Source organism: Antrihabitans cavernicola (assembly GCF_008297975.1).
GTDB lineage: Bacteria > Actinomycetota > Actinomycetes > Mycobacteriales > Mycobacteriaceae > Antrihabitans > Antrihabitans cavernicola.
This window is the reverse complement of the sequence record NZ_VLNY01000002.1, coordinates 206,382-231,142: the sequence shown is the minus strand read 5'-3', so window position 1 is coordinate 231,142 and position 24,761 is coordinate 206,382. Positions and strand designations below refer to the sequence as shown.

Sequence of the window (24,761 nt, the reverse complement as noted above, 5' to 3'; positions counted from 1 at the left end):
AATCACCGGGCGCCCCAGCAGTGTCAGCCGAGCAGTTTCCAGTCCTCGAGACCCTCGTACAGCGGCAGCGACTGTGCCAGTTTCGTGACCCGGCCGCGCAGTGTTTCGATGTCCGAACCACCGGCCAATGCGGTCGCAATAATGTCCGCGACCTCGGTGAACTCTGCGTCGCCGAATCCTCGGGTGGCCAGGGCGGCAGTACCGATCCGTAGACCGGAGGTCACCATCGGCGGACGCGGATCGAACGGAACGGCGTTGCGGTTGACGGTGATGCCGACCTCGTGAAGCAGGTCTTCGCCCTGTTGGCCGTCGAGCTGCGAGTTGCGCAGGTCGACAAGCACCAGGTGCACGTCGGTGCCACCGGTGAGCACGGAAACGCCCTTGTCCTTGACGTCGACGCCGGTCAGCCGCTCGGCGAGGATCTTGGCACCGGACAGGGTGCGAGACTGACGGTCCTTGAACTCGTCGGTGGCGGCGACCTTCAGCGCGACGGCCTTGGCTGCGATGACGTGCATCAACGGCCCGCCCTGCTGGCCGGGGAACACCGCAGAGTTCAACTTCTTCGCCCATTCCTGCTTCGCCAGGATCAGGCCGGAGCGGGGTCCGCCGAGGGTCTTGTGCACGGTTGTCGACACGACGTCGGCAAATGGGACGGGCGACGGGTGCAGACCGGCTGCGACGAGCCCGGCGAAGTGCGCCATGTCGACCCACAGGTACGCGCCGACCTCGTCGGCGATGGAGCGGAAGGCGGCGAAGTCCTGCTGGCGCGGGTATGCCGACCAGCCTGCGACGATCACCTTCGGCTTGCCCGCGACGGCGATCTTGCGGACCTCGTCCATGTCGATGCGGTGGTCTTCCTTGCTGACCCCGTACGACTCGACCTCGTAGAGCTTGCCCGAAAAGTTCAGCCGCATGCCGTGCGTGAGGTGGCCGCCGTGGGCCAGGTCCAGGCCGAGCAGCTTCTCGCCCGGATTCATCAGCGCCATCAGCACAGCAGCGTTTGCCTGCGCGCCCGAGTGCGGCTGAACATTGGCAAATTCGGCGCCGAACAGGGCCTTCGCGCGGTCGCGGGCCAGCGTCTCGACGACGTCGACGTGCTCGCACCCACCGTAGTAGCGGCGACCCGGGTAACCCTCGGCGTACTTGTTGGTCAACACGCTGCCCTGCGCCTGCAGCACCGCACGCGGAACGAAGTTCTCCGACGCGATCATTTCCAGAGTGTCACGCTCGCGGGCCAGTTCGCCTGCCATCGCGGTGGCGACCTCGGGATCGAAGTCGTCGAGCGAGGCAGAGTTCACGGAAGCAGCGGTTTCAGTCACGTCCGACACTCTATTTGAAGCCGCTGCGCTGGCTTGGCCCGGTGTTTCGTTACGCGGCCGCCCGCTGGCTCTCGTCGAGCAGTAGCGATACCGCGTACTCGATGCGGAGTGGGTCGCCGTCCCATCCCGGCACGATCGCGTTCGGCGCGATCAGCGGATCCCACATCTTGTCCGCGCGCCCACGTATCGACGGTGCAGGCTCCATCACCTTGTCGCGGAAGTCTCGGAACTCGAACTGCTGATCCCCCAGTACGACGACGCGAAACCAGCCCTTGTGCAGGGCCCGATGACACGTTCCGCAGAGCAAGATCAAGTTGTCCAGATCCGTCTTCCCGCCGGCACCCCAGAACTTGACGTGATGGGCATGCAGGAACCTCGTTCGCCCGCATCCCGGCGTCCGACAGCATTTGTCCCGCGTGATCAAGGCCAACATCTGCTTCGGAGTAGTGATGCGCCGCGTGCGTCCGAAGTCGAGGACAGCGCCCTTCCTGGTCTTACCCCGGCGCACCTGCGTATCGCACAACGTTTCGGCAGCACCGGCGTCCTCGAGAGCGGGCCCTTGGTGCACGCGAGTCGCGCCGTCCTCGTGCAGGAAGATCACCTCCGAGGGCCTACCGACGACTGGCGACTCGGCGCCGTTGGCCATCTCGGCCATCGCGACCATCGCGGGGCCGACGTCCCCGAGGGGACGTGGAACCTCGTTGTCCGCACCATCGGCGATGGTTCGATTGCGTTCCCGTTCAGCACGTTCCAAGCCTGCAAGCAGCAGTGCGCCGTCCTGCGCAGACACTCGCCCTGACACCACGAAGTCCCCAGTCGCCACGTCCCACCGCCAACGCACCACGAATCGCGACTCCTTCGGCGCCGGTTCGCTCGTGACCTTCTTCATCCCGGCGACGAGCCGATCCAGGTGAGCGGCGGGCGCCGTCAAGGCAATATCGACGAGCCGCTGCTCGTTCTCGGGCGTTGCCACCCGAGTCAGTGAGCGGACCTTCGAATACGACACACGGCCCTTCTCGAACGCTGACCGCACAACGGGTAGCGGCTTCAGCGCCCGCGCGACACGGACGTGCTCGCGGCCGGTGTGCAGACTCATCCCGCATTTCCACGACAACCAATGCGCGCACGAATGTATCCCTGGGCCTGCCCACCCGCCCAGTTCGTCGAACTTCGCAAGCACCTGCAGAAATCGTGCAGTCGCCGCCGCGATCTGACCCGCCAGCGAACAGATCTCCACTTCCATCGCCTCGAGCGCTACTCGCTCGACCGCGCTGGAACCGAGTTCACTGCTCTGCACTTCACTGCTCTCGGATTCGTTACCCACAATCGCCCCCCGACTATCGAATGATTGTTCGAATCATATCGACGGGGTCCGACACGATCACGTCCCCGCGGGGACGCCCCGCGCTACACCGTGGCGAGGTCAGCTCGAGCCGCGCCGGGTCAGCGGTTCGTCGATGAGCGTCCAATACTCCAGGGGATGCGTCGGAGCTCTGTGCACCACAAGTGTTGGTGTCATGAGGTCATCGATCGCGCTGGCGATACTTGCGTGCGCCCTACTCGGCGGATCGGCAACTGCGTGCACAACGACAGCCGAGCCGGCACCGACAATCGATTGGAGCCCGTGCGCTCAGCATCCAGACGTCGAGTGCGCGTCGGTGCGGGTTCCGATCGACTGGGCTCGGCCGGACGGCGATTCCATCGAGATGGCAGTGGCACGACGCACGGCGACAGATCCGGCGCACCGGATCGGCTCGCTGATCTCGATGCCCGGCGGCCCCGGCAGCTCCGGAGTCGACGATCTGCTGGCTGCACCGAAATTCTCGCCGGAGCTGAACTCGCGATTCGACGTCGTCAGCTTCGATCCCCGTGGCGTCGGGCGAAGCCATCCGGTGACCTGCGACGCGGGACTCGCCGCGACGATGCCGAACGTGGTTCCAGACAAGGGCGCTCGCCTCGACGACGTGCAGTCGTATGCCAAGAAGCTCGCCGCGAGTTGCCGCGCGCGGACGGGCCCACTCATGGATCACCTCGACGCTGTGAGCGTCGCCCGCGACATCGAGGCGCTGCGACGGGCGCTCGGCGACGATCGGATCTCGCTCTACGGCCGGTCGTACGGGACGATGCCCGGCCAGTCGTACGCGGAGTTGTTCCCGGACCACCTCCGCGCGTTGGTGCTGGACAGCGTCGACGACCACAGCCTCGACGGCGATGCGTTCCTCGCGAGCGAGGCCCGAGCCGGACAGGACACCTTCGACCAGTTCGCGGCATGGTGCGATCGGGACACCGCGTGTGTGTTGCACGGCCAGGACGTGCACGCGGTTTACGGTGCTCGCGCTGCAAGTACCGACCTATTGCAGCTGAGCTCGGCAACAACACAGCTGCTCTACAAGCCCGACTGGCCCGCGCTGGCGACCATGTTCGAGACGGGCCCCGTTCCCGCACAGCCACCACCGCCCGTGCACGACGGCGGTGTGGCGATGCCAACGACGATCGTGTGCTCGGATTGGCACTTCGATATCTCGTCGCAACAGCAGTGGGAACAACTCTGGCAGCAACAGAACCGGAACGCGCCCACGTTGCGAGCCCACTTCGCGTGGGCCGCAGGCAGCCTCTGTTCCGGCTGGCCGACGGCACCGCCGAATCCGCCACACGTTCCGAATCGTCCGGCGACACCGCCCGTCCTGATCATGAACGGTCTGCACGACCCGGCAACGCCGTACGAGTGGGCGCTCGGTGTCGAGCGCAACACACCGGGTGCAACGCTGCTCACCTATGACGGGCCGGGCCACGGCAGCTATCCCCGAAATGCTTGCACCACAACAGCTGCCGACCGCTACCTCATCGACCTGACGGTGCCTGCTCGCGGTTCTCACTGCGCAGCCGTCCCGGGGTGAGCGGCTCGTCGAGCAACCGCCTGAACCGGTCGGAGCGCTCGGCCACATCCGCCGCCCGGTCCAGCCAGCCGCCGAGCAGACGATATCCCTCGACGTAAGTGCTGATGTAGGCACGCCACAGCGGTGAGGACAGGAAACGCAGGGACTGCCGCGCCCGCTCCGGCGTCGTCAAGGTCCATGTCTGCAGAAATTCTGCGACGTCGTCCTGGCTCTTGTTCCGGTCGTGCAGCAGCAGCGCCGCGTCCTGGCGGACACCGAGCAGCTTCGCCGACGCAGTCGAAAGTCGTTCTGCGCGTTCGCCGTCGAACCGCAGGCCGAGGTCGGCGTAGATTTCCTGCGCCCACAGCCCCCAACCTTTTCCCACGATCGACGCCAACGCCAGATCGGCGAGACCTTCCGCCATCAGGCACTGCGGCGTGTTCACCAGGAACAACGTCTGCTCGGCCTGGCCGCCCGCGACCAGACCGGCTTCTTTTCGGCAGTGCTCGGTGTGATGACCGGGGTAGGACTCGTGAGCGATCAGCGACGGTAGATGCGCCATGTGCTGCTTCAGGTCGGAGTTGATCGCCACCTTCGACCGGAAGTCACCCAGGTAGTAGTTGAAGCCCGACCACGGCTTGTCGCCCACCACCTCGTATTCCACCTGCTCGTTCGGCGGCAGCGGGTATTGCCCGCGAACCAGATCGCGCAGTGCGCTGGAAAACGCCGCCACGCACTCCGATAACCGCTCCGGCGGGATTTCGTCGGCCGCACGATGGGCGCGCACGCGTCCGGCCAGATCGCCGGCCCCGGCAAGAACCTCGTCCATCTGCCGGTGCGCTTCTCGGTAGTCGTCGACGTTGCCGGGCTCGATGTGGACATCGAAGTACGACTCGACCTCGTCGACGAAGCCGATGTCGTCACCCGCGAACTTACGACCGGAGCACTCCAGCGCGCGTAGATGCACGTCGAGGAACTCGGTGCGGTCCTCGGACAGACCTGCGGCAGGCACCTCGGCGCGCAGTCGGGCGGCAGTGCGAGCAAGCTCACGCGGCTCGGGGGCGGGCGCGTTTTCGGTCTGTCGGCGCAGTGCCTGATCGCCTGTGTACGCGTCGACAAAGCCCTCTTCGAGGCGGTCGAACGCCAGGCCGAGCAGTAGATATTCTTCGACGACCGGCGCGGTTCCCATGGTTGCCGACACTAGCTGGAATCGACCCCGAGGCGCGCAGCCTGCTCCCGTCGCGCACAATCCCTCTATGCATCTGGAATTCACCAGCGCAGTAGTGCACGTAACGTGCGAGTGTCGGGGCCACGTATGGCGCGGGTGAGCGAACCGAGTCCGTACGTCGAGTTCGATCGCAAGCAATGGCGAACGTTGCGGCGATCCACTCCCCTCGTCCTCACCGAGGAAGAGCTGATCGGGCTTCGTGGCCTCGGTGAGCAGATCGACCTGGAAGAGGTTGCGGAGGTGTACCTTCCGCTCGCTCGGTTGATTCACCTACAGGTTGCCGCACGCCAACGGCTCTTCGCGGCGACGGCGACATTCCTCGGCGAGAAGCATCCGGATCGACAGGTCCCATTCGTCATCGGCGTCGCGGGCAGCGTTGCCGTCGGCAAGTCGACCACCGCCCGCGTGCTGCAAGCCTTGCTCGCGCGGTGGGAGCACCATCCCCGCGTCGACCTGGTGACGACGGACGGATTTCTGTACTCCACGGCGGAGCTCACCCGTCGAGGGATCATGAACCGCAAGGGATTTCCGGAAAGCTACAACCGCCGCAAGCTGCTGCGCTTCGTCACCGAGGTCAAGTCGGGTCAGGAGGAAGTGGCAGCGCCGGTGTACTCACACCGCTCGTACGACATCGTTCCCGGGCAGTACCACCTGGTGCATCAGCCGGACATCCTCATCATCGAGGGACTCAACGTGTTGCAGACCGGTCCGCGGCTGATGGTGTCGGATCTGTTCGACTTCTCCATCTACGTCGACGCCAGGATCGAAGACATCGAGAAGTGGTACGTCAAACGCTTCCTGGCGCTGCGGTCGACGTCGTTTGCGGATCCGCACTCGCATTTCCACCACTTTTCACTGCTCAACGACAAGCAGGCCTCCGAAGGCGCCGAGGACATCTGGCATTCGATCAACAGACCGAATCTGGTCGAGAACATCCTCCCGACCCGCCCGCGAGCAACGCTGGTGCTTCGCAAAGATGCCGATCACGCAATCAACAGATTGCGCCTACGCAAGCTCTAGCTCCGCTACTTCCCGAAGCGCCTGTGGCGCGCGGCATAGTCGCGTAGCGCTCGGAGGAAGTCGACGCGACGAAATTCCGGCCAATATGCCTCGGTGAACCAGATCTCCGAATACGCGCTCTGCCACAACAGAAATCCGGACAGTCGCTGCTCTCCCGAGGTCCTGATCACCAGATCGGGATCCGGCTGACCAGACGTGTAGAGATGTTCGCCGATCCCCTCGACGGTGATCGATTCCGCCAGCTCGCCGTTCGCCACACCCTCGCTCTGCTTCTGCCGCACCAGAGCCTGCACTGCGTCCGCGATCTCTTGCCGGCCGCCGTAGCCGATCGCAACGTTGACGTGCACACCGGTACGACCGGCCGTCCGCTCGGCGGCCTCTCGCAGGCGCCGCGCGGACACCTCGGGCAGCAGGTCCAGCGAGCCGACCACGCGGATCTGCCAGTTCTTCTCCGGCCCCGAGATCTCCTCCACCACATCGGTGATGATTTCGAGTAACGACTCGAGCTCGTCCGGATCGCGGCTCAGGTTCTCGGTGGACAGCAGATAGATCGTTGCCATCTCGATGTCGGCGGCATCGCACCAGCCCAGCATCTCCGCGATCTTCAGCGCACCCATTCGATGGCCGTGGCTGACATCGTTGAAGCCGTTCTCTCGTGCCCACCTGCGATTGCCGTCGCACATCACCGCAACGTGACGCGGATGCTGTTTGCCGACCAGCTGCCCGAGCAGCCGATCTTCGTAGATGCGGTAGAGCAACCCCCGCGGCTTCACCGAGCAGTCACCGAAAAGCAAGTGGAGGGACGAGGGGTGCGCACGGGTAAACAGGTTACGCTCGCCGACCGAAGCATTCGATTCGCACTGGCCACGTGTCAAGATCTAATAAGTGCATCGCTGGTACGGAGGGTGAATGACAGCATTCGGGCTCGACGAACTGGCGGTCAAGCCGCGCATGCGTGGCTGGATTCACCTGTGGGCCTTCGCAGTCTCGCTGTTTTCGGGAACGATCCTGGTGATCACGGCCCTGACGCGGGTATCTCTCGCCGCGGGAATCGCGACGGCGATCTACAGCATCACCGTGTGCGGCGTATTCGGGATAAGCGCCACGTACCACCGCGTGCACTGGCACACCGTCCGAAGCCGCACCTGGATGAAGCGCGCGGATCACTCGATGATCTTCGTGTTCATCGCGGGCAGCTACACCCCGTTCGCTGTTCTGGGCCTACCGGATTCGACCGGTCGAACGCTGCTGATCGTGGTGTGGATCGGGGCTGTCGCGGGTGTTGCTCTGAAGATGCTGTGGCCGACGGCGCCGCGTTGGGTCGGCGTTCCGCTGTATCTGTTGCTCGGCTGGGCGATCGTCCCGGTCGCGGGCCGACTGACCCACGAACTCGGCATCGCGCCGATGCTGTTGCTGCTGATCGGCGGGATCTTCTACAGCGTCGGTGCGATCCTCTATGCCAGCAAATGGCCGAATCCCTGGCCGCGGACGTTCGGCCATCACGAGTTCTTTCACGCCGCGACCGTGATTGCGGCGCTTTGTCATTACATCGCCGTGTGGTTGGTGCTGTTGCGTTAGGCGGCGCTCGACGATCGCACGCCGAACCCGTCGACGATCACGTCCAGTCTGCCGAAGTGCTCGATCACGCGTTCGCGCACCCGCAGCGCTTGAGCCGGATCGTCGAGGTCGGCGGCGACGGCCATGACACGCTCGGCCGAGTGACCGTGCAGCGTTCCCACGAGTTCCGTTGCATGGCGCCCAGTCACGGCAACACAGTTGCCCGCGGCGAGCAATTCCTGCGCAATACGTTGGCCCGCATCACTTCCCGCATTCGTGACGAGCAGTACGCGGCTTCTGGAACTATCGACGACGTTGTACATCGGTGCAGCCTCCCTCGATCGGTTACGACTCCATCGAAGTCCCCGGAGATAAGTCACCGATGCGAATGGGCTGTGAGCTTGCTGTCGATCGTTCTAGGCTGAACTCTCATGTTCGGTGCGACGACAGAGGTCAGGCGGGGATAGCGCATGCTCTCGCGACTGCGGCTGTGGGCGGCCGCCTCCCCCGTCGGCTTCTCGGCACTCACGACAGCCTGCGGTCTCGGCGGATTCTCCGTTGTGCTGACCCAACTCTGGCTGACCGGCGTGCTGTCGCGCCTGGGCGACGCCACAGCACAGATCGTGTCGATCACCTTGTGCTACCTGGTGATCGCGACGGTCGCGGGTACGGCGGTCACCATGTGGGTGCAACGACGCAACCTCGGCTGGCTGACGCGCACCGAGCTGCCGACGGCTGCTGACGGGCAGCGGATCCTGCGGCTCCCCTGGGTGATGGCGGCGCTCAGCGGCGCCATCTGGATTCCCGGGATCGTCTTGGAAGCGGTGCTGCTCGCCACCCTTGCGCCGGGCCGCGACATGATCGCCGGGGTGGCGCTCGTGACCCTCGGCGCGCTGGCGTCCACCGGGTTCACCTATCTGGTCATCGATCGTCTACTGCGCCCGACGATTCCGATGATCGCCGACGTCGTTCGCTCGGCAGCCCACCCGACGTCGACGGTATTGGTTCGGGTGACGGTCACCTGGCTGCTCGCCAGCGGATTGCCACTCGGCAGCATGATTCTGGTGCTCTCCGACGCATCCTCGATTCCGAACGAGCGCATACGCGCGGCCATCTACATCGCCATCGCCAGCTTGTTCACCGGCGCGTTCGCGACGGTCGCGCTGTCACGCTCCGTGGCGTCACCGTTGCGCGTACTGCGCAGGGCAGTGCGTCGCATCACGGCAGGCGATCTCGACGTCGTCGTGCCGGTGGACAGCACCAGCGAAATCGGGTTGCTGGAGACGTCGGTGAACGACATGACCGAGCGACTCCGCGAACGCGAGCGACTCCGCGACCTGTTCGGACGTCACGTCGGCGCGGGCGTTGCCGATCGTGCACTCAACGCAGGCGCCGATCTGACCGGCGACCTTCGCGAAGCGACGGCGTTGTTCGTCGATGTCGTCGGTTCGACCGAGCTGGCCCACCGACTCGCACCGCGCGAGTTCGTCGACAAGCTCAATCGTCTGCTGACCATCGTCGTCGACGCCACGGAAGCCAACGGCGGACTGGTCAACAAGTTCGAAGGCGATGCGGCACTGTGCATTTTCGGTGCACCGATCGAACTCGACGACGACGCAGGCTCGGCACTGCGCGCCGCCCGGAGGATCCGCGACTCGGTGCTGGCACTCGGTGAACTCGATATCGGCGTCGGCGTTGCCCGCGGCACGGTGTTCGCCGGCGACATCGGCTCCGACACCCGACTGGAATACACGGTGATCGGCGATCCGGTCAACGAGGCCGCCCGGCTGACCGACGCCGCGAAGACCGTTCGGCAGCGAATCTTGGTGAGCCAGAAAGTGATCGACGCCGCCGACGCAGACGAGCGTGACCTGTGGACTCCGCACGGCGTGCTGCGCCTGCGCGGCCGGGAGCACGACACGAAGAGCTGGACCGACAATCGGGGCAGCAGTTCGGGTTACGGAGCCAAGAGCGAGCGGAGTTCGTCGACTGTGGAAACCGGCCTGTCGCAGACGAATCCGCGACAGACGTAGGCAGCGGCGGCGCCGCCGACCAGCGGTCGATCGGCAAGCAGCGGCGTCGAATCGGGCACACCGACGACCACGACGGCACCGCCCGGCGCCAACTCGCGAACTGCGCGAACCAACGGATCGTCTGCGGATTCGGTCGCGACGGCAATCTGCATCGGCCCACGCTGCCAGGCCTCGGCAACTGCCAACCAGTGGCCTGCAGATCTCGCTGCCCTCGCGAGAATCACGCCCGCTCGCGCCAGCGTCGCCGCCGCCAGATCGCTGTAGCGCGCAGACCGGTCGGGATCGCCCAATCCTGCTGCCATCGACAATGCTTCGGCCAGCGCCGACGCGCCTGCCGGCGTAGCGCCGTCGATCGGATCGCGGGGCCGCGCCACCAAGGCTTCCGCGTCGTCGGCGGCGTCGAACCAGCTTCCGCGACTGTCCGGATCTGCGAAATGCTCGGTCGCAGTGTCGAGTATCGATTGTGCTGCGTCGAGCCACTCGACGGCCCCGGTGGCCTGGTGCAGCGTGAGCAACCCTGTTGCCAACCACGCGTAGTCCTCCAACACACCTGCCGCCTCGCCGACGACTCCGCCGAGCGACGCCCGCCGAAGCCTGCCGTCGACCAGATGCTCGTCGAGCAGAAAGCGTGCGGTCGACTCGGCCGCGGAAATCCATTCCGGCACATCGAGTCCGGCGCCGGCTTCGGCGAGCGCGGTGATCGCCATCCCGTTCCACGCGGTCACGACCTTGTCGTCGCGCGCGGGCTGTGGACGCCGAGCGCGTTCCTCGCGGAGCACGGACCGCACACGTCGAAATCGTGCGTCGTCGTCGGGATCGACCGGCAGCTGCAGAACCGAGGTGCCGTGCTCGAAGGTTCCAGCTGTCGTTACCGCGAAAAGCTCTGCCGCCCAGGCGCCGTCGTCCGGGCCGAGCGCGGCGATCAACTCGGTGGGCGTCCACGCGTAGGTGAGGCCCTCGACTCCGTCGGTGTCGGCGTCCAACGCCGATGCGAAGCCGAACTGCTCCGTGATCAGATCTGTCAACAGGAATTGCGCTGTCTCGGTGGCGATTCGAGTCGCCGATACCGAGCCGGTGCGACGAGCGAGATGTGCATAGCTGCGCAACAGCAATGCGTTGTCGTAGAGCATCTTCTCGAAATGCGGAACCACCCAGCTTGCGTCGACGCTGTAGCGAGCGAACCCGCCGCGCAGTTGGTCGTAGATGCCGCCGCGTGCCATCGCCGACGCGGCTCGTTCCACCGCGGCGATCGTCGCGGTGTCGCCGGTGCGTTCGTAGCTGCGCAGCAGTCCTTCCAGCAGCGCCGACGGCGGAAACTTCGGCGCGGAGCCGAATCCACCGCGCGCGACATCTTCGTCGCGCAGGACGGCGGCCACCGCATCATCGAGCAGCGGTGCACCGATCTCGACATCAACGTCGGGCAGCGTTGCACCACTACGCAATTCGGCAACTATGGCAGCCGAGGCAGTCGCAACCTCGTCGCGTCGGTTTCGCCACGTTTCGGCAATCGCATCGAGCAGTTGGGTGAACGACGGCATGCCGCCGCGCGGAGTCTTCGGGTAATACGTTCCGCAGTAGAACGGTTCGGCGTCGGGAGTGAGAAAGCACGTCATCGGCCAACCGCCCTGGCCGGTCATCGCGACGGTGGCGTTCATGTACACGGCGTCGATGTCCGGCCGCTCCTCGCGGTCGACCTTGATGCACACGTAGTTCTCGTTCATCAACGCGGCGGTGGCGTCGTCCTCGAAGGACTCGTGCGCCATGACATGACACCAGTGGCACGCCGCGTAGCCGACGGACAACAGGATGGGCACATCGCGTTCGCGCGCCCACGCCAACGCATCCGGACTCCACTGCTGCCAATGCACCGGATTGTCGGCATGCTGGCGCAGATACGGGCTGGTGGCCTCACGAAGCGCGTTGCGATTACGCAGATTCGCTCCCCGAGCGCTTGTCGTCGGGGTGAGCAGCTCCGCGATCGGTGCCCTCGTCGGCGTCCTGATCGGGTTCGGGATGCTCGGGTTCGAACGACTCGGGAAGCCGCTTGATCTTCTTGTTCATGTTGCGGATCAGCAGCACGGTGCCGACCAGCAACGCGAGAATGATCACCAGACCGATGGGCGATGCCTTACCGAATTCCGGTCCGGTCGGGCTGGTGGGAGTTTGCGCCAGAAAGAGGGTCAGTGCGTGCGAAGCGGTCATTGCGTGCCATCCGTGGTGATTCCGGCGAACAGGTCGGTCTCCGGAATGGCGGTGCGAACACGCGTCTTCGCGAGCTCGAATTCTTCGGTGGGCCAGATCTTCTGCTGTAGGTCCATCGGAACGACGAAGAAGGTTCCGTTCGGATCGATCTGCGTCGCATGCGCGCGCAAGGCGTCGTCGCGTTGCGGAAAGTAGTCACCGCATCGGATTTGCGTCGTCACCCTCGCCATGATGTCTCCCTGTTCGGGGCGACGCCACCTGTCCAGCCACTCCTGCATCGGGAACGGCTCGCCGCGGCGGTCGTACTCTTCCTTGAACAATTCGAGCCTGCGACGAATGAACCCGTGAATGTAGTAGATCTTCGAGGGCGCCCAGGCCGGTCCGGCGTCGGGAAACTTGGCCGAATCGCCTGCTGCCTCGAACGCGGCCATCGAAACCTGATGGCACCTGATGTGATCGGGGTGCGGGTAGCCGCCGTTCTCGTCGTAGGTGAGCATGACGTGCGGGCGGAACTCCCGAATCACCTTGACCAGCGCCTCGGTGGATTCCTCTAGCGGGACGAGCGCAAAGCAGCCCTCAGGCAAGGGTGGCAGCGGATCGCCCTCCGGCAGCCCGGAGTCGACGAAGCCGAGCCAGGTCTGCTCGACACCCAGGATGCGTGCGGCTTCGGCCATCTCCTCGCGTCGGACTTCGTTGATCCGGTCCTTGATGCCGGGGGTGTCCATCGCCGGATTCAGAATGTCACCGCGCTCGCCACCGGTCAGGGTGACGACCAGCACGTCGTTGCCCTCCGCGGCGTAGCGCGACATGGTGCCCGCGCCCTTGCTCGATTCGTCGTCCGGGTGCGCATGCACCGCCATGAGCCGAAGTCCGCTCACGTATTCGTTCACCTCGGTTTCGCTTCAGCCTGCAACGTCCGCACCCGCGGCGCGTCATCTCGCTTCCCCTATAGTTCCACCCGATGCTTCCGACTCGGGTTGTACCCCTGCCCGAGCGCCCCGAACAGCCACATGGAACGGACCGATGACACAGCCGAGAACAGCGGTATGACGCAACCGGGCCCGGTAGGGCGCTATCCCGGTCGCGGCCGGATACCGCCGCGATGGATTGCCATCGCACTCGGCATTGTCGTGGTCATCGCAGGTGTCGGCATCGCGTACGTCGGCTACAAGGAGTTCGGCCCCAAGGAACTCGAGGGCACTCCAGTCACGTACACCATCGTCGACGACACCACGGTGAGCCTCCGCTTCACCGTTACCCGCAAAGACCCGAGCCGCCCGGTCGATTGCATCGTTCGAGCCCGCGCCAAAGGCGGCAACGAGGTCGGCCGTCGCGAGGTCTACGTCGAACCCTCACCCAGCGGAACGGTGGAAGTGACCACCACGATCCGCACGTCGGCCCCGCCCGCGATCGGCGATGTGTACGGCTGCAGCTTCGACGTCCCGAAGTATCTGAAAACGGGCTGAACAGCAGTAGTCCGGTAGGCGTCGGTTCGGCCACATCCCGATCGTGCTAAAATCGGTGCGTACACGGTTCCGATCGATCGGAGCCGTGTTTGTTGCATTGGCGGCACGGCGGGTCGGCTCCAGAACGGGGGCTGCTGGGGGTTCGAACACCTTCAGCCTCGCTTGGGGCGCCTGCTTTGACCGGGTTCCCGCAGCGGGGGCCACTACGAGGGAGTGATCGAGATGACGACCGAGACGCAGGTGACCTGGCTTACCCAGGAGTCACACGACAGGCTCAAGCACGAGCTCGACCAGCTCATCGCGAATCGCCCGATCATCGCCGCCGAAATCAACGAACGCCGCGAAGAAGGCGACCTCAAAGAGAACGGCGGCTACCACGCCGCGCGCGAAGAGCAGGGTCAGCAGGAAGCCCGTATTCGCCAGCTGCAGGAACTGCTGAACAACGCGAAGGTCGGCGAGGCTCCCACTCAGTCCGGCGTCGCGCTGCCCGGCTCCGTCGTCAAGGTCTACTACGACGGCGACGAGTCGGACACCGAGACCTTCCTCATCGCCACCCGCGAAGAAGGCACCGGCGACGCCAAGCTCGAGGTCTACTCCCCCAACTCACCGCTGGGTGGTGCGCTCCTGGACGCGAAGGTCGGCGACACCCGTGAATACTCGCTGCCGAACGGCAAGACCATGAAGGTCACGCTGGTCAGCGCGGAGCCGTACCACACGTAATCGTTGCGCGAAGGCCGCCAGCAGATTGCCGGCGGCCTTTCGTCGTTTCAAAGACTAGTCCTGCACTGTCACAGCGAAACCGGCATCGGCGAGTGCGGCCAAGGCTGCGTTGCGATGCTCGGTCCCCCGAGTCTCCATCGTCAGCAACACCTCGACCTCGTCGAGCGCGAGCGTGCCCGCCGTCCGCTGATGCACCACATCGACCACGCTCGCACCGCTCTGGCTGACGACGCCGAGCAGCCGACTGAGCCCGCCCGGCCGGTCCGGAATGGTCACGCGCACAGCAAGATAGCGATCCGACGCCCGTAAACCGTGGTGGATGACATGGGTCAGCAACAACGGATCGATGTTGCCGCCGGACAGGATCGCGCATACCGGCCCACGCAAATTCAGTTCCTCGGCAGCGCAGGTCATCAGCGCGGCGACGGCCGCGGCACCGGCAGGTTCGACGATCAGCTTGGCGCGCTCCATGCACAGCAGCAACGCCTGCGACAGCGCATCCTCACTGACCGTCACGATCGTATCCACATACGACTGGACGTGGGCGAACGTCACCACACCCGGCAAGCCCACCGCGATACCGTCGGCCATGGTCGACATCGCTTGGGCCCGAACCGGTTTGCCTGCAGCGAGCGAACCCGGCCACGCCGCTGCATCCGCAGCCTGCACGCCGATCACGCGAACGTGCGGTGCCAGCACATGGACGGCAGCAGCGACTCCCGCGATCAACCCACCACCGCCGGTGGGAACGACGATCGTCTCCACGTCGGGTATCTGTTCGAGGATCTCCAGGGCAACGGTGGCCTGTCCGGAGACCACGTCGATGTGATCGAACGGGTGCACCAGCGTGGCCCCGACTTGCTCGGCGAACTCACGCGCCTTGTCCAGCGCATCCTCGATGGTCTCGCCGCCCAGATGCACCGTCGCGCCGTAGGCCTTGGTGGCAACCACTTTGGGCAAGGCGGCGTTGGCCGGCATGAACACCGTCGACGGAATCCCCAATTGTGTTGCGGCCCAGGCGACACCCTGCGCATGATTGCCTGCGCTGGCCGCGACCACGCCGTTGCACCGTTCCTCCGCCGACAGATTGGCGATCCGGTTGTAGGCTCCCCGCGGCTTGAACGAGCCTGTGCGCTGGAGGTTTTCGCATTTCAACCACACCTGGTGGTCCGTTCGCTCGGACAAGACACGCGACGCCACCGACGGGGTTCGCCGCATAACCGGTGCCAACAGCTCCGAAGCGGCGTTGATCTGATCGATTGTCAGCAGGTCCACAGACGCCACTGTGCCACGCCGCTCACGCTCAGGGAACAAGTACCAATCGGACACCGTTCGCGTTCCTCGACCACGCGGATTCCACATCGCTGAGCGGCACGGTTTCGGTGTCGATTTCGAACCCGCCGCCGAGCACGCGCGCGAACGCATCCGCCATCTCCTGCGGGCCGCGAACGGTACCGGTGCCGTGTCCGACGATCTCCAACTTCGTCGACCGCAGCACCGCACCCGGCAGCGCGATGGTGGCGCCCGCCATCTCACCGACCTGAACCAGGCGCGTCTTGCCGCCCGCAGGAGACAGATCGCTGCGTGTCAGTGCGGTCAGCAGCGCCTCGGTCGGCACGCCCCAGAGATAGTCGATGACGACGTCGAACCCGTTCTCCCCCGCGGCGTCCCCGAACGCGCCCGGCAGGTCGGGGGCATCGAGCCGGATGACCGAGTCGGCACCCAACTCGGTTGCCCGGGCCAGCCCCTCGGGGTTGCGACCTGCTGCAACCACCTCGCCCGCACCGAGCAGCTTGGCGGCCTGGATCGCCAGCTTGCCGGTGACACCTGTCGCCCCCAGGATCAGCACGCGTTGCCCCGGCTGCAGGTCGGCGCTCCAGGCCAACGATGTCCAGGCCGAGACGCCGGGATTCAGCAACGCTGCCGCGGTGACATCGTCCATTCCGTCCGGGACCTCGATGAGACGCCGCGTGTCGACGACCGCACGCTGGGCCATCGACCCGTACGGCGCTCGCGCTCCTCCGACGAACACGCGGCGGCCGTCGTCGAGACGACCGACGCCGTCGATGCCGGGAATCGCCGGTAGTTCGGTGTGCGCGCTGTAGTGCGTTCCGGCTGCCCGCATCTTCGCGATGTTGGTGATCGCTGCGGCGCGCACGTCGACCAGCGCCTCGCCGTCGCCCGGTATCGGGTCTTCGAAGGTGCCGAACCTCGGCGGTTGCCCCAGTGTGTGCACGATTGCTGCGTCCATGACGTCTCCTTAACGTTGTTAAGTCGGTATCCGCGATCGAGAATGCCTTAACGGCGTTAAGGTGTCAACAGACGAAAGGAAATCGGCAATGGCGATCGACCGCGAGCGCGTTGTGCGCACTGCCTTGCAGCTGCTGAACGAGGTGGGACTCGAACGCCTTACGCTGCGTCGCATCGCCACCGAACTCGACGTACAAGCGCCCGCCTTGTACTGGCATTTCAAGAACAAGAAAGAACTGCTCGACGCCATGGCCACCACGGTCCTCGCGGACTCGGCGGAGAACCCGCTCGAGTGGGAGGGTATGGACTGGCGCGAGTTCGCCACGACGTACGGCGTCGGGCTACGGGCTGCGCTGCTGCGCTACCGCGACGGCGCCAAGATGGTGCCCGGCACCTACCTGACCGACGATGCGATGTATCGATCGATGGAGGCGTCGCTTCAGGTTCTGCTCGACGCGGGTTTCGGCGCCGACGACGCATCGCTGGCGCTGAGCACGATCTATTCCTACACAGTGGGTTTCGCGATCGAAGAGCAGGCGGTGTATCCACGCCCCGGTGAACGCGACGACAGGTACGACCCCGCGCGACGACGCGATCGCATCGATCGCGAACTCACGCCGATCGTGGCCGAGCTTGCGGCACAACAGCATCCACCTGCCGAGGACCACCAGTTCCGGCGAGGGCTGAACGTGATCCTCGCCGGATTGGCAACGATGCTGCCTAGCTGAGGGCCTGCTCCACGTCGCCGACCAGATCCGCGGCGTCCTCGATGCCGACAGACAGCCGCACCAGGTCGTCCGGAACCTCGAGCTCCGACCCCTCGGTGGATGCGTGGGTCATCGCACCCGGATGCTCGATCAGCGATTCGACGCCGCCGAGCGACTCGGCCAGCGTGAAAATCTCTGTCCGCGAGCAGAATTCCTGCGCAGCCTGCTTGCCGCCGTTGACCCGCACGGAGATCATGCCGCCGAATCGCAGCATCTGCTTGGCGGCCGCGTCGTGACCCGGGTGGTCGGCGAGGCCAGGGTAGATGACCTGGTCGATCTTGGGATGCGACGTCAACAGCTCCACCAATGCCTCGGCGTTGTCGCTGTGGCGCTCCATGCGCAGCGCGAGGGTCTTGATGCCGCGCAGCGTGAGGAACGCATCGAACGCACCGGGAACCGCGCCCGCACCGTTCTGCAGGAATGCGAAGGCGGTATCGAGTTCTTCGTCATCGGTGATCAGTGCGCCGCCGACCACGTCGGAGTGACCACCGATGTATTTCGTGGTCGAGTGCAGAACGACGTCCGCACCCAGCGGTAGCGGCTGCTGCAGGTACGGCGAGGCAAAAGTGTTGTCCACCACGAGCTTTGCGTTGGCCTCGTGCGCAACCCCGGCAAGCGCTTCGATGTCGCCGACATTCAGCAGCGGGTTGGTGGGTGTCTCGATCCAGACGAGCTTGGTGTTGGGGCGGACCGCTGCGCGCACGGCATCCACGTCAGACACCGGAGCGACCGAGTACTCGATGCCCCACTGGGAAAACACCTTGTCGATCAGCCGGAAAGTACCGCCGTATGCGTCGTTCGGGATGACGAGGTGATCGCCCGGTCGTAGCGCGGTGCGGAGCAGGCAGTCGGTCGCGGCCATACCGGAGCCGAAGGCCCGACCGTACGTGCCCTTCTCGATGGCAGCGAGATTCGCTTCGAGCGCTGCGCGCGTGGGATTACCGGTGCGCGCGTACTCGAAACCACCGCGCAGCCCGCCCACACCGTCCTGAGCGAACGTGGAACTGGCATAGATCGGCACGTTGACCGCGCCCGTTTGCGGATCCGGCTCGTACCCGGCGTGCACCGCCCGGGTCGAGAATCCCTGCCATGAGGTGCTGTCTGCCTTGCTGCGCTGCTCACTCATGACTTCAGCGTAGTGGGCGACCGTTGGGCGGTAGTACGTTGGCGGTATGGCTGATGCGAAGACGATCACGGTGGACCAACTGTTCGCAATCGACGGGCTGCTGGATGCCGAAGAACGAGAGATCCAACAGACCGTCCGCAAGTTCGCTGCCGAACGCCTACGACCGCACGTGGCCGACTGGTTCGAAGCGGGCACCTTCCCCGCCCGCGAGATGGCACCGGAACTCGGCTCGCTCGGGCTCCTCGGCATGCACCTGCACGGTTACGGCTGCGCAGGCACGTCTGCCACTGCATACGGCTTGGCCTGCATGGAGATGGAAGCCGTCGACTCCGGTGTCCGCAGCATGATCTCCGTCCAAGGTTCGCTCGCCATGACGGCGATCTACAAGTACGGCTCCGAAGAGCAGAAGCAGCAGTGGCTGCCCGGAATGGCGGCGGGCACGACGATCGGCTGTTTCGGACTCACCGAACCCGATTACGGCTCCAACCCCGGCGGCATGCTCACCCGCGCCAAGCGAGACGGCTCCGACTGGATTCTCAACGGATCCAAGATGTGGATCACCAACGGCTCGGTCGCGGACGTCGCGATCGTGTGGGCGCAGACGGACGACAAGGTTCGGGGCTTCATCGTGCCCACCGATACGCCGGGATTCACGTCACGCGAGATGCACAAGAAGCTGTCGTTGCGCGCGTCGGTGACGGCAGAGTTGAGCTTCGACGACATCCGCCTACCCGAAGACGCGATGCTGCCCGAGGCACGCGGACTCAGCGGACCGCTCGGGTGCCTAACCGAAGCCCGGTTCGGCATCATCTTCGGCGCGATCGGCGCGGCCCGCGATTGCCTGGAGGCCGCCATCGAGTACTCGCAGACGCGTGAGGTGTTCGACAAGCCGCTCGCCGGCTACCAGCTGACGCAGGCCAAGATCGCCGACATGGCAGTCGAAGTCGGCAAAGGCCAGTTGCTTGCACTGCACCTAGGACGGTTGAAGGATGCGGGCACGTTGCCTCCCGAACTGGTCAGCGTCGGCAAACTCAACAACACGCGGGAGGCGATCAAGATCGCACGCGAATGCCGAACCATCCTGGGCGCCAACGGAATCACGCTGGAGTACCCGGTGCTGCGGCACGCGAACAACCTGGAGTCGGTGCTCACCTACGAAGGCACGGCCGAGGTGCATCAGCTGGTGATCGGTCAGGCGCTGACCGGATCGAATGCATTCCGTTAGAGCATCGCGGCGGCGTCGCTGATCCAGCGGCGCTGGCCGCGAGTTTCGACTGCGCGACGGTGGTAGTTCGCGCGGGTCCATGCCACCGCGTCCGGTGCGGGCACTCCGGCCAGCACCGCGAGTAGCGCAACAGCCGTGCCCGTCCGCCCGACGCCACCCTTGCACGCGATCTCGACCCGTTGATCCGCGGCTCGTTCACGGGCCTCACGCAGTGCCGCAACGGCTTCCGCGGTCGAGGACGGACGTCGAAAGTCGCGCCACCGCACCCAGCGATACTCCCACGGTTGCGGACCGGGATCCCGACCGAGCAGATAGACAGCAAACTCGGGTACGGCGATGTCGGGGCGAGCATGGCGCAGCCCGAACCCGCGGATCCGCCGGCCGTCGGGAAATTCGACGACGCCCGGCCCGGACCCCCACTGCCCCATCGGGACCGCAGCGATCAGGCCGGCGGATGCCCGAGCGCGCCACTGCTGAGGAAGCCCAGCAGATCGTGGCGGGTGATCACGCCGACCGGCTTGCCGTCGTCCACCACCATCAACGCATCGGTATCGCCGAGCGCCTTCGTCGCCGCGGACACCGGTTCGCCGGATCCGATCAGCGGGAACGGTTCGCTCATGTGCTTCTCGACCGAATCCGCAAGGTGCGCACGGCCTTCGAAGACGGCGCTCAGCAGGTCGCGCTCGGTGACGCTGCCCTGCACCTCGCCGGCCATCACGGGCGGCTCGGCGCCGACCACCGGCATCTGCGAGACGCCGTACTCTCGCAGGATCTCGATGGCATCGCGCAACGTCTCGGACGGGTGGGTGTGCACGAGGTCGGGCAGCGCACCCGACTTCCCGCGCAGCACGTGCCCGACCGTCGGCTCGTCCGTCTTGCCGTCCAGACGCGAACGCAGGAAGCCGTAGGACGACATCCAGTCGTCGTTGAAGATCTTCGACAGGTAACCGCGGCCACCGTCCGGCAGCAGGACGACCACCAACGCATCCGGACCTTCACGCTCGGCGACCTGGATTGCGGCGACCGCTGCCATGCCGCACGACCCACCGACCAGCAGGCCTTCTTCGCGAGCGAGGCGGCGGGTCATGTCGAACGAATCGGCGTCGGAGACGGCGATGATCTCGTCGGGAATGTCGGGGTCGTAGGCGCTGGGCCAGAAATCCTCGCCGACGCCTTCCACCAGGTACGGACGACCGGTGCCGCCGGAGTAGACCGAACCCTCGGGATCGGCGCCGATCACCTTGACCTTGCCACCGGAGACCTCCTTGAGGTACTTGCCGACGCCGGTGATGGTGCCGCCGGTGCCCACGCCGGCGACGAAGTGCGTGACCTTGCCGTCGGTGTCGTTCCAGATCTCGGGACCGGTTGTCTCGTAGTGACTTTCGGGTCCACCGGGATTGGAGTACTGGTCGGGCTTCCAGGCGCCGTCGATCTCGCCGACGAGACGATCGGAGACGTTGTAGTAGCTGTCCGGGTGCTCCGGCGCGACCGCTGTCGGGCATACGACCACTTCGGCGCCGTAGGCGCGCAACACGTTGCGCTTGTCCTCGCTGACCTTGTCGGGGCACACGAACACGCACTTGTAGCCGCGCTGCTGTGCCACCAGCGCGAGGCCGACGCCGGTGTTGCCGGACGTGGGTTCGACGATGGTGCCGCCAGGCTTCAACGCGCCGGACTTCTCGGCCGCGTCGATCATCTTGACGGCGATGCGGTCCTTGGCGCTACCACCCGGATTGAGGTATTCCACCTTGGCCGCAACCACCCCCGCATCGGCTCCGACCACCGAATTCAGCTTGACCAGGGGTGTGTTGCCGATGAGGTCGACCACATGATCTGCGATGCGCATGTCTCCATGCTCCCAGAACATCCAACGGTGACGCAGACCGGCTCACGGTCAGGTTCCGGCGCACGGTCGGAAATCCGGTTAGATTTGTAAGTGCCTGTCGATACGAAAGGAACTCGGATGCGCGGGTGGCGAACGGCGGCGGTAACCGGTGCGGCGACCGTTGTTGCAGGCTCGAGCGCCGGGACCGCGTCGTGGGCTGCGTACAAGCACCTGATGTCGCAGGCCAGTGCGGCCCGCGGCGCCATCGGGCGCACCACGGCCAAGCCTCCGGAGGCCGACGGCGTCTACGCGGCGGGCGGCGGTGCTCCCGAGCGGTGGCAATCCGGCGCGCATGCCGACCTGCACCTCATGATCTTCGGCGACTCGACGGCGGCCGGGCTCGGCTGCACAGTTGCCGACGAGGTTCCCGGCGTACTGGTGGCCCGTGGGCTGGCAGAGGAGACGGGCAAGCGAATTCGACTGAGCACCAAGGCGATCTCCGGTGCGACATCGAAGGGGCTGGAGGGTCAGGTCGATGCGATGTTCATCGCCGGAAAACCGCCGGACGCGGCCGTGATCATGGTCGGTGCCAACGACGTCACCAAGAAGCATTCGATCCACAAATCAGCTGCCCGACTCGGCGACGCCGTCGAACGCCTGCGTGCGAGTGGCAGCGTGGTGGTGGTCGGGACCTGCCCCGATCTGGGGATCGTGACGGCAATTCCGCAACCGTTGCGAACCGTGGTGCGCGAGTGGGGCATGCGGCTGCGCTCCGCCCAGACGGCAGCGGTCAAGGCCGCAGGCGGACGACCAGTTGCGCTCGCGGACCTACTCTCCCCCGAGTTCTTGGCCGCACCCGACCGGATGTTCTCCGCCGACGGCTTCCATCCGTCCGCGGCAGGCTACGAACTTGCTGCGGCACAGATCATTCCGGTGCTGGCAGCCGAACTGGGCGTCTGGCACGGTGGACCGCTTCCCACCCTTCCCGAATACTCCGAAGTAGCGGAAGGCCGACGCCTCGCCGTCCGTGCCGCCGACGCCGCAAACCGATTCTTGTGGCGTCGCGAAAATCGTCAACTCAGCGCAACGTAAGTTCGATGTCGAGCGACCACTCGCCGTGGTCGCGGCCCTCTCCAGGACAAAGGAGTTCTTCATGCCCGAGGCAGTAATCGTTTCCGTCGCCCGGTCGCCGATCGGTCGCGCAGGCAAGGGCTCGCTGGTAAGCATCCGCCCCGACGAACTCACGACGCAGATGGTCCGCGCCGCATTGGACAAGGTGCCTGCCCTCGACCCCACCGACATCAACGATCTGATGCTCGGCTGCGGTCAGCCCGCAGGCGAAGCTGGTTTCAACCTGGCCAAGGTGGTCGCAGTGCAGCTCGGCTACGACTTCCTGCCCGGCGTCACCCTCAATCGCTACTGTTCGTCGTCGTTGCAGACCACCCGCATGGCGTTGCACGCCATCAAGGCCGGCGAGGGCGACGTGTTCATCTCGGCCGGCGTCGAGACCGTCTCCCGCTTCCCGAAGGGCACCTCGGACGGCTGGCCCGACACCCACAACGAGAAGTTCGCCGATGCCGAAGCCCGCACGGTGAAGCGCGCCGAGGGTGGCGCCGACAAGTGGACCGACCCACGTGAGTCGGGCGATCTGCCGGACGTTTACATCGCGATGGGCCAGACCGCCGAGAACGTCGCGCAGTTCACGGGCATCTCCCGAGAAGACCAGGACCACTGGGGTGTTCGCTCACAGAACCGCGCAGAGGAAGCCATCAAGGCCGGCTTCTTCGAGCGCGAGATCACGCCGGTGACGCTGCCCGACGGCACCGTCGTCTCCACCGACGACGGCCCGCGCGCAGGCACGACATACGAGAAGATCAGCCAGCTGAAGCCCGTCTTCCGCCCCGACGGCACCATCACCGCAGGCAACGCGTGCCCGCTCAACGACGGTGCCGCTGCAGTCGTCATCATGAGCGACACCAAGGCCAAGGAGCTGGGCCTGACGCCGCTCGCCCGCATCGTGTCGACCGGCGTCTCCGGCCTTTCCCCCGAGATCATGGGCCTCGGTCCGATCGAGGCGGTCCGCCGGGCGCTGAAGATCGCAGGCAAGACCATCGACGACATCGACCTCGTCGAGATCAACGAGGCCTTCGCCGTCCAGGTGCTCGGCTCGGCGCGTGAGCTGAAGATCGACGAGGACAAGCTCAACGTCTCCGGCGGAGCGATCGCGCTCGGTCACCCGTTCGGCATGACCGGTGCCCGCATCACCGCGACCCTGCTGAACAACCTGCAGACCCACGACAAGCAGTTCGGTCTGGAGACCATGTGCGTCGGTGGTGGCCAGGGTATGGCGATGGTGCTGGAGCGCCTTTCCTGATCTCTCCTCGAACGGGTGGTTATCGACCTCGCCTCTCGGCGTTTGTTCCGGTAACCACCCGGTCGTCGGTCAGTTTCGCTCGGACTCGTCGAATCAACTCGTGCGGCCGGTCATAGAGCAGCTGAGCACCGACACGGATCACCGCCCAACCGAGCGATTCCAATATCGCCGTGCGATCGATGTCCCACGCCCGTTGTCCTCGATCCGTCCAGTGGTGCTCCCCGTCGTACTCGACCAGCACTCGCCATCGACGCCAGCCCATATCGGCGCGCGCGACAACGCGCCCAGACCCGTCGATGATGTTGATTTGCGTCTCGGGCCGCGGTAGCCCAGCTTCGACCAGCACCATTCTGGTGTGACTCTCCGGCGGCGACTCAGCGCCGCCGTCGACGTCGTCGAGCACGGATCGGAGCCGCACGATGCCACGAGCTCCGCGGTGATGTTCCGCAAGCCTCAGAACGTCGATCGGCTTCACATCCGTCGCGTTGCACAGTGCGTCGAGCACGGCGACACCTCTTCGTGGTGAGAGTCGGCGGCCGAGATCGAATGCAGCACGCTCCGGCGTGGTGACACGAATGCCGTCGACCATTGCAATCTCGTCAGGCAACAACCTGTAGTCGCGAACGACCATCCCCGGAGCAGGGCGAAAGTGACCTGGCCGAACTATTTCCGGCCGCTCGTCGGGATCGATCCATTTTGTGCCGTACAGCGCCGCGGCTGAGAAGCCAGTCAAGACAGAGTCTTCGCCCGCATACAGCCAAGCCGCTTTCGCG

The 24,761-nt window shown here is 65.5% G+C and carries 24 protein-coding genes; 10 read left to right on the top strand and 14 right to left on the bottom strand.

Features of this window, described 5'->3' with window-relative positions; genetic code table 11:
* Positions 1 to 23 precede the first annotated feature (23 nt).
* Both glyA and FOY51_RS04845 read right to left on the bottom strand, forming a co-directional pair.
* A complete protein-coding gene (glyA, locus tag FOY51_RS04850) occupies positions 24 to 1,319 on the bottom strand; it encodes a serine hydroxymethyltransferase (RefSeq protein WP_149429075.1) in 1,296 nt (431 codons plus the stop codon).
* A gap of 49 nt (positions 1,320 to 1,368) precedes the next feature.
* Positions 1,369 to 2,643, bottom strand: a complete 1,275-nt coding sequence (locus FOY51_RS04845; protein WP_149429074.1) for an HNH endonuclease signature motif containing protein — start codon at positions 2,641 to 2,643, stop codon at positions 1,369 to 1,371.
* Positions 2,644 to 2,836: 193 nt separating this feature from the next.
* Between FOY51_RS04845 and FOY51_RS04840 the strand changes: the two genes are divergently transcribed.
* Complete coding sequence (locus FOY51_RS04840) at positions 2,837 to 4,216, top strand: alpha/beta hydrolase (protein ID WP_187776180.1); 1,380 nt, start codon at positions 2,837 to 2,839, stop codon at positions 4,214 to 4,216.
* Here the strand turns inward: FOY51_RS04840 and FOY51_RS04835 are convergent.
* Positions 4,161 to 5,384 (bottom strand): DUF885 domain-containing protein, encoded by a 1,224-nt coding sequence (locus tag FOY51_RS04835; protein ID WP_149429072.1) that lies wholly within the window; start codon positions 5,382 to 5,384, stop codon positions 4,161 to 4,163. The two genes, FOY51_RS04840 and FOY51_RS04835, sit on opposite strands and share 56 nt — an antisense overlap.
* Before the next feature lie 126 nt (positions 5,385 to 5,510).
* On the opposite strand from FOY51_RS04835, the gene coaA reads away from it, so the two are divergent.
* A complete protein-coding gene (gene coaA, locus FOY51_RS04830) occupies positions 5,511 to 6,443 on the top strand; it encodes a type I pantothenate kinase (protein ID WP_149429071.1) in 933 nt (310 codons plus the stop codon).
* Positions 6,444 to 6,448: 5 nt separating this feature from the next.
* Here coaA and FOY51_RS04825 read toward each other — a convergent pair whose 3' ends face one another.
* The gene (locus FOY51_RS04825; RefSeq protein ID WP_149429070.1) at positions 6,449 to 7,216 is read right to left on the bottom strand and encodes an isoprenyl transferase; all 768 of its coding nucleotides are present in this window, start codon (positions 7,214 to 7,216) and stop codon (positions 6,449 to 6,451) included.
* A 136-nt stretch (positions 7,217 to 7,352) separates the two neighbouring features.
* Between FOY51_RS04825 and trhA the strand changes: the two genes are divergently transcribed.
* Entirely contained in the window at positions 7,353 to 8,021 is a 669-nt protein-coding gene (gene trhA / locus FOY51_RS04820; RefSeq protein WP_149429069.1) for a PAQR family membrane homeostasis protein TrhA, read from the top strand.
* Here trhA and FOY51_RS04815 read toward each other — a convergent pair.
* On the bottom strand, positions 8,018 to 8,323 hold the full coding sequence (locus FOY51_RS04815) for an SDR family NAD(P)-dependent oxidoreductase (RefSeq protein WP_149429068.1): 306 nt from the start codon (positions 8,321 to 8,323) through the stop codon (positions 8,018 to 8,020). The genes trhA and FOY51_RS04815 overlap by 4 nt on opposite strands.
* A 147-nt stretch (positions 8,324 to 8,470) precedes the next feature.
* Here FOY51_RS04815 and FOY51_RS04810 point away from each other — a divergent pair, with 147 nt between their 5' ends.
* Positions 8,471 to 10,033, top strand: coding sequence for an adenylate/guanylate cyclase domain-containing protein (locus FOY51_RS04810; RefSeq protein WP_149429067.1), 1,563 nt, complete (start codon positions 8,471 to 8,473; stop codon positions 10,031 to 10,033).
* Here FOY51_RS04810 and FOY51_RS04805 read toward each other — a convergent pair.
* The 3 genes from FOY51_RS04805 to mca are packed head-to-tail and all read right to left on the bottom strand — an operon-like array spanning position 9,958 to position 13,113.
* Positions 9,958 to 11,967, bottom strand: a complete 2,010-nt coding sequence (locus tag FOY51_RS04805; protein WP_149429066.1) for a thioredoxin domain-containing protein — start codon at positions 11,965 to 11,967, stop codon at positions 9,958 to 9,960. The genes FOY51_RS04810 and FOY51_RS04805 overlap by 76 nt on opposite strands.
* Positions 11,960 to 12,235, bottom strand: a complete 276-nt coding sequence (locus FOY51_RS04800) for a hypothetical protein (protein WP_149429065.1) — start codon at positions 12,233 to 12,235, stop codon at positions 11,960 to 11,962. The genes FOY51_RS04805 and FOY51_RS04800 overlap by 8 nt, the downstream gene beginning before the upstream one ends.
* Positions 12,232 to 13,113: a mycothiol conjugate amidase Mca gene (gene mca, locus FOY51_RS04795; RefSeq protein WP_149429064.1), complete on the bottom strand. Its 882-nt coding sequence runs from the start codon at positions 13,111 to 13,113 to the stop codon at positions 12,232 to 12,234. Before mca ends, FOY51_RS04800 begins: the two co-directional genes overlap by 4 nt.
* Before the next feature lie 168 nt (positions 13,114 to 13,281).
* Between mca and FOY51_RS04790 the strand changes: the two genes are divergently transcribed.
* Both FOY51_RS04790 and greA read left to right on the top strand, forming a co-directional pair.
* Complete coding sequence (locus tag FOY51_RS04790) at positions 13,282 to 13,701, top strand: DUF4307 domain-containing protein (RefSeq protein ID WP_149429495.1); 420 nt, start codon at positions 13,282 to 13,284, stop codon at positions 13,699 to 13,701.
* A gap of 222 nt (positions 13,702 to 13,923) precedes the next feature.
* The gene (gene greA, locus FOY51_RS04785) at positions 13,924 to 14,421 is read left to right on the top strand and encodes a transcription elongation factor GreA (RefSeq protein ID WP_149429063.1); all 498 of its coding nucleotides are present in this window, start codon (positions 13,924 to 13,926) and stop codon (positions 14,419 to 14,421) included.
* A 54-nt stretch (positions 14,422 to 14,475) separates the two neighbouring features.
* Here greA and ilvA read toward each other — a convergent pair whose 3' ends face one another.
* Complete coding sequence (gene ilvA / locus FOY51_RS04780; RefSeq protein WP_235916169.1) at positions 14,476 to 15,639, bottom strand: threonine ammonia-lyase; 1,164 nt, start codon at positions 15,637 to 15,639, stop codon at positions 14,476 to 14,478.
* An 85-nt stretch (positions 15,640 to 15,724) separates the two neighbouring features.
* Entirely contained in the window at positions 15,725 to 16,672 is a 948-nt protein-coding gene (locus FOY51_RS04775) for a quinone oxidoreductase family protein (RefSeq protein WP_149429061.1), read from the bottom strand.
* Between the two features lie 88 nt (positions 16,673 to 16,760).
* On the opposite strand from FOY51_RS04775, the gene FOY51_RS04770 reads away from it, so the two are divergent.
* Positions 16,761 to 17,399 carry a TetR/AcrR family transcriptional regulator C-terminal domain-containing protein gene (locus FOY51_RS04770; RefSeq protein WP_149429060.1) on the top strand — a complete coding sequence of 213 codons (639 nt, stop codon included), beginning with the start codon at positions 16,761 to 16,763 and terminating at the stop codon, positions 17,397 to 17,399.
* Here FOY51_RS04770 and FOY51_RS04765 read toward each other — a convergent pair.
* Positions 17,392 to 18,564: a cystathionine gamma-synthase gene (locus tag FOY51_RS04765; protein ID WP_149429059.1), complete on the bottom strand. Its 1,173-nt coding sequence runs from the start codon at positions 18,562 to 18,564 to the stop codon at positions 17,392 to 17,394. The genes FOY51_RS04770 and FOY51_RS04765 overlap by 8 nt on opposite strands.
* 46 nt (positions 18,565 to 18,610) lie before the next feature.
* Here FOY51_RS04765 and FOY51_RS04760 point away from each other — a divergent pair, with 46 nt between their 5' ends.
* Positions 18,611 to 19,789, top strand: coding sequence for an acyl-CoA dehydrogenase family protein (locus tag FOY51_RS04760; RefSeq protein ID WP_149429058.1), 1,179 nt, complete (start codon positions 18,611 to 18,613; stop codon positions 19,787 to 19,789).
* Here the strand turns inward: FOY51_RS04760 and FOY51_RS04755 are convergent.
* Together FOY51_RS04755 and FOY51_RS04750 are read right to left on the bottom strand one after the other, a co-directional pair.
* Positions 19,786 to 20,217, bottom strand: coding sequence for a protein-tyrosine phosphatase family protein (locus FOY51_RS04755; RefSeq protein WP_149429057.1), 432 nt, complete (start codon positions 20,215 to 20,217; stop codon positions 19,786 to 19,788). The genes FOY51_RS04760 and FOY51_RS04755 overlap by 4 nt on opposite strands.
* Positions 20,218 to 20,231: 14 nt before the next feature.
* Positions 20,232 to 21,635: a cystathionine beta-synthase gene (locus tag FOY51_RS04750; protein ID WP_149429056.1), complete on the bottom strand. Its 1,404-nt coding sequence runs from the start codon at positions 21,633 to 21,635 to the stop codon at positions 20,232 to 20,234.
* A gap of 117 nt (positions 21,636 to 21,752) precedes the next feature.
* On the opposite strand from FOY51_RS04750, the gene FOY51_RS04745 reads away from it, so the two are divergent.
* Positions 21,753 to 22,706, top strand: a complete 954-nt coding sequence (locus FOY51_RS04745) for an SGNH/GDSL hydrolase family protein (protein WP_149429055.1) — start codon at positions 21,753 to 21,755, stop codon at positions 22,704 to 22,706.
* Positions 22,707 to 22,767: 61 nt separating this feature from the next.
* Positions 22,768 to 23,988, top strand: coding sequence for an acetyl-CoA C-acetyltransferase (locus FOY51_RS04740; protein ID WP_149429054.1), 1,221 nt, complete (start codon positions 22,768 to 22,770; stop codon positions 23,986 to 23,988).
* A 19-nt stretch (positions 23,989 to 24,007) separates the two neighbouring features.
* On the opposite strand, the gene FOY51_RS04735 is transcribed toward FOY51_RS04740, so the two are convergent.
* Positions 24,008 to 24,721, bottom strand: coding sequence for a type IV toxin-antitoxin system AbiEi family antitoxin (locus tag FOY51_RS04735; protein WP_503487657.1), 714 nt, complete (start codon positions 24,719 to 24,721; stop codon positions 24,008 to 24,010).
* Between the last annotated feature and the right edge of the window lie 40 nt (positions 24,722 to 24,761).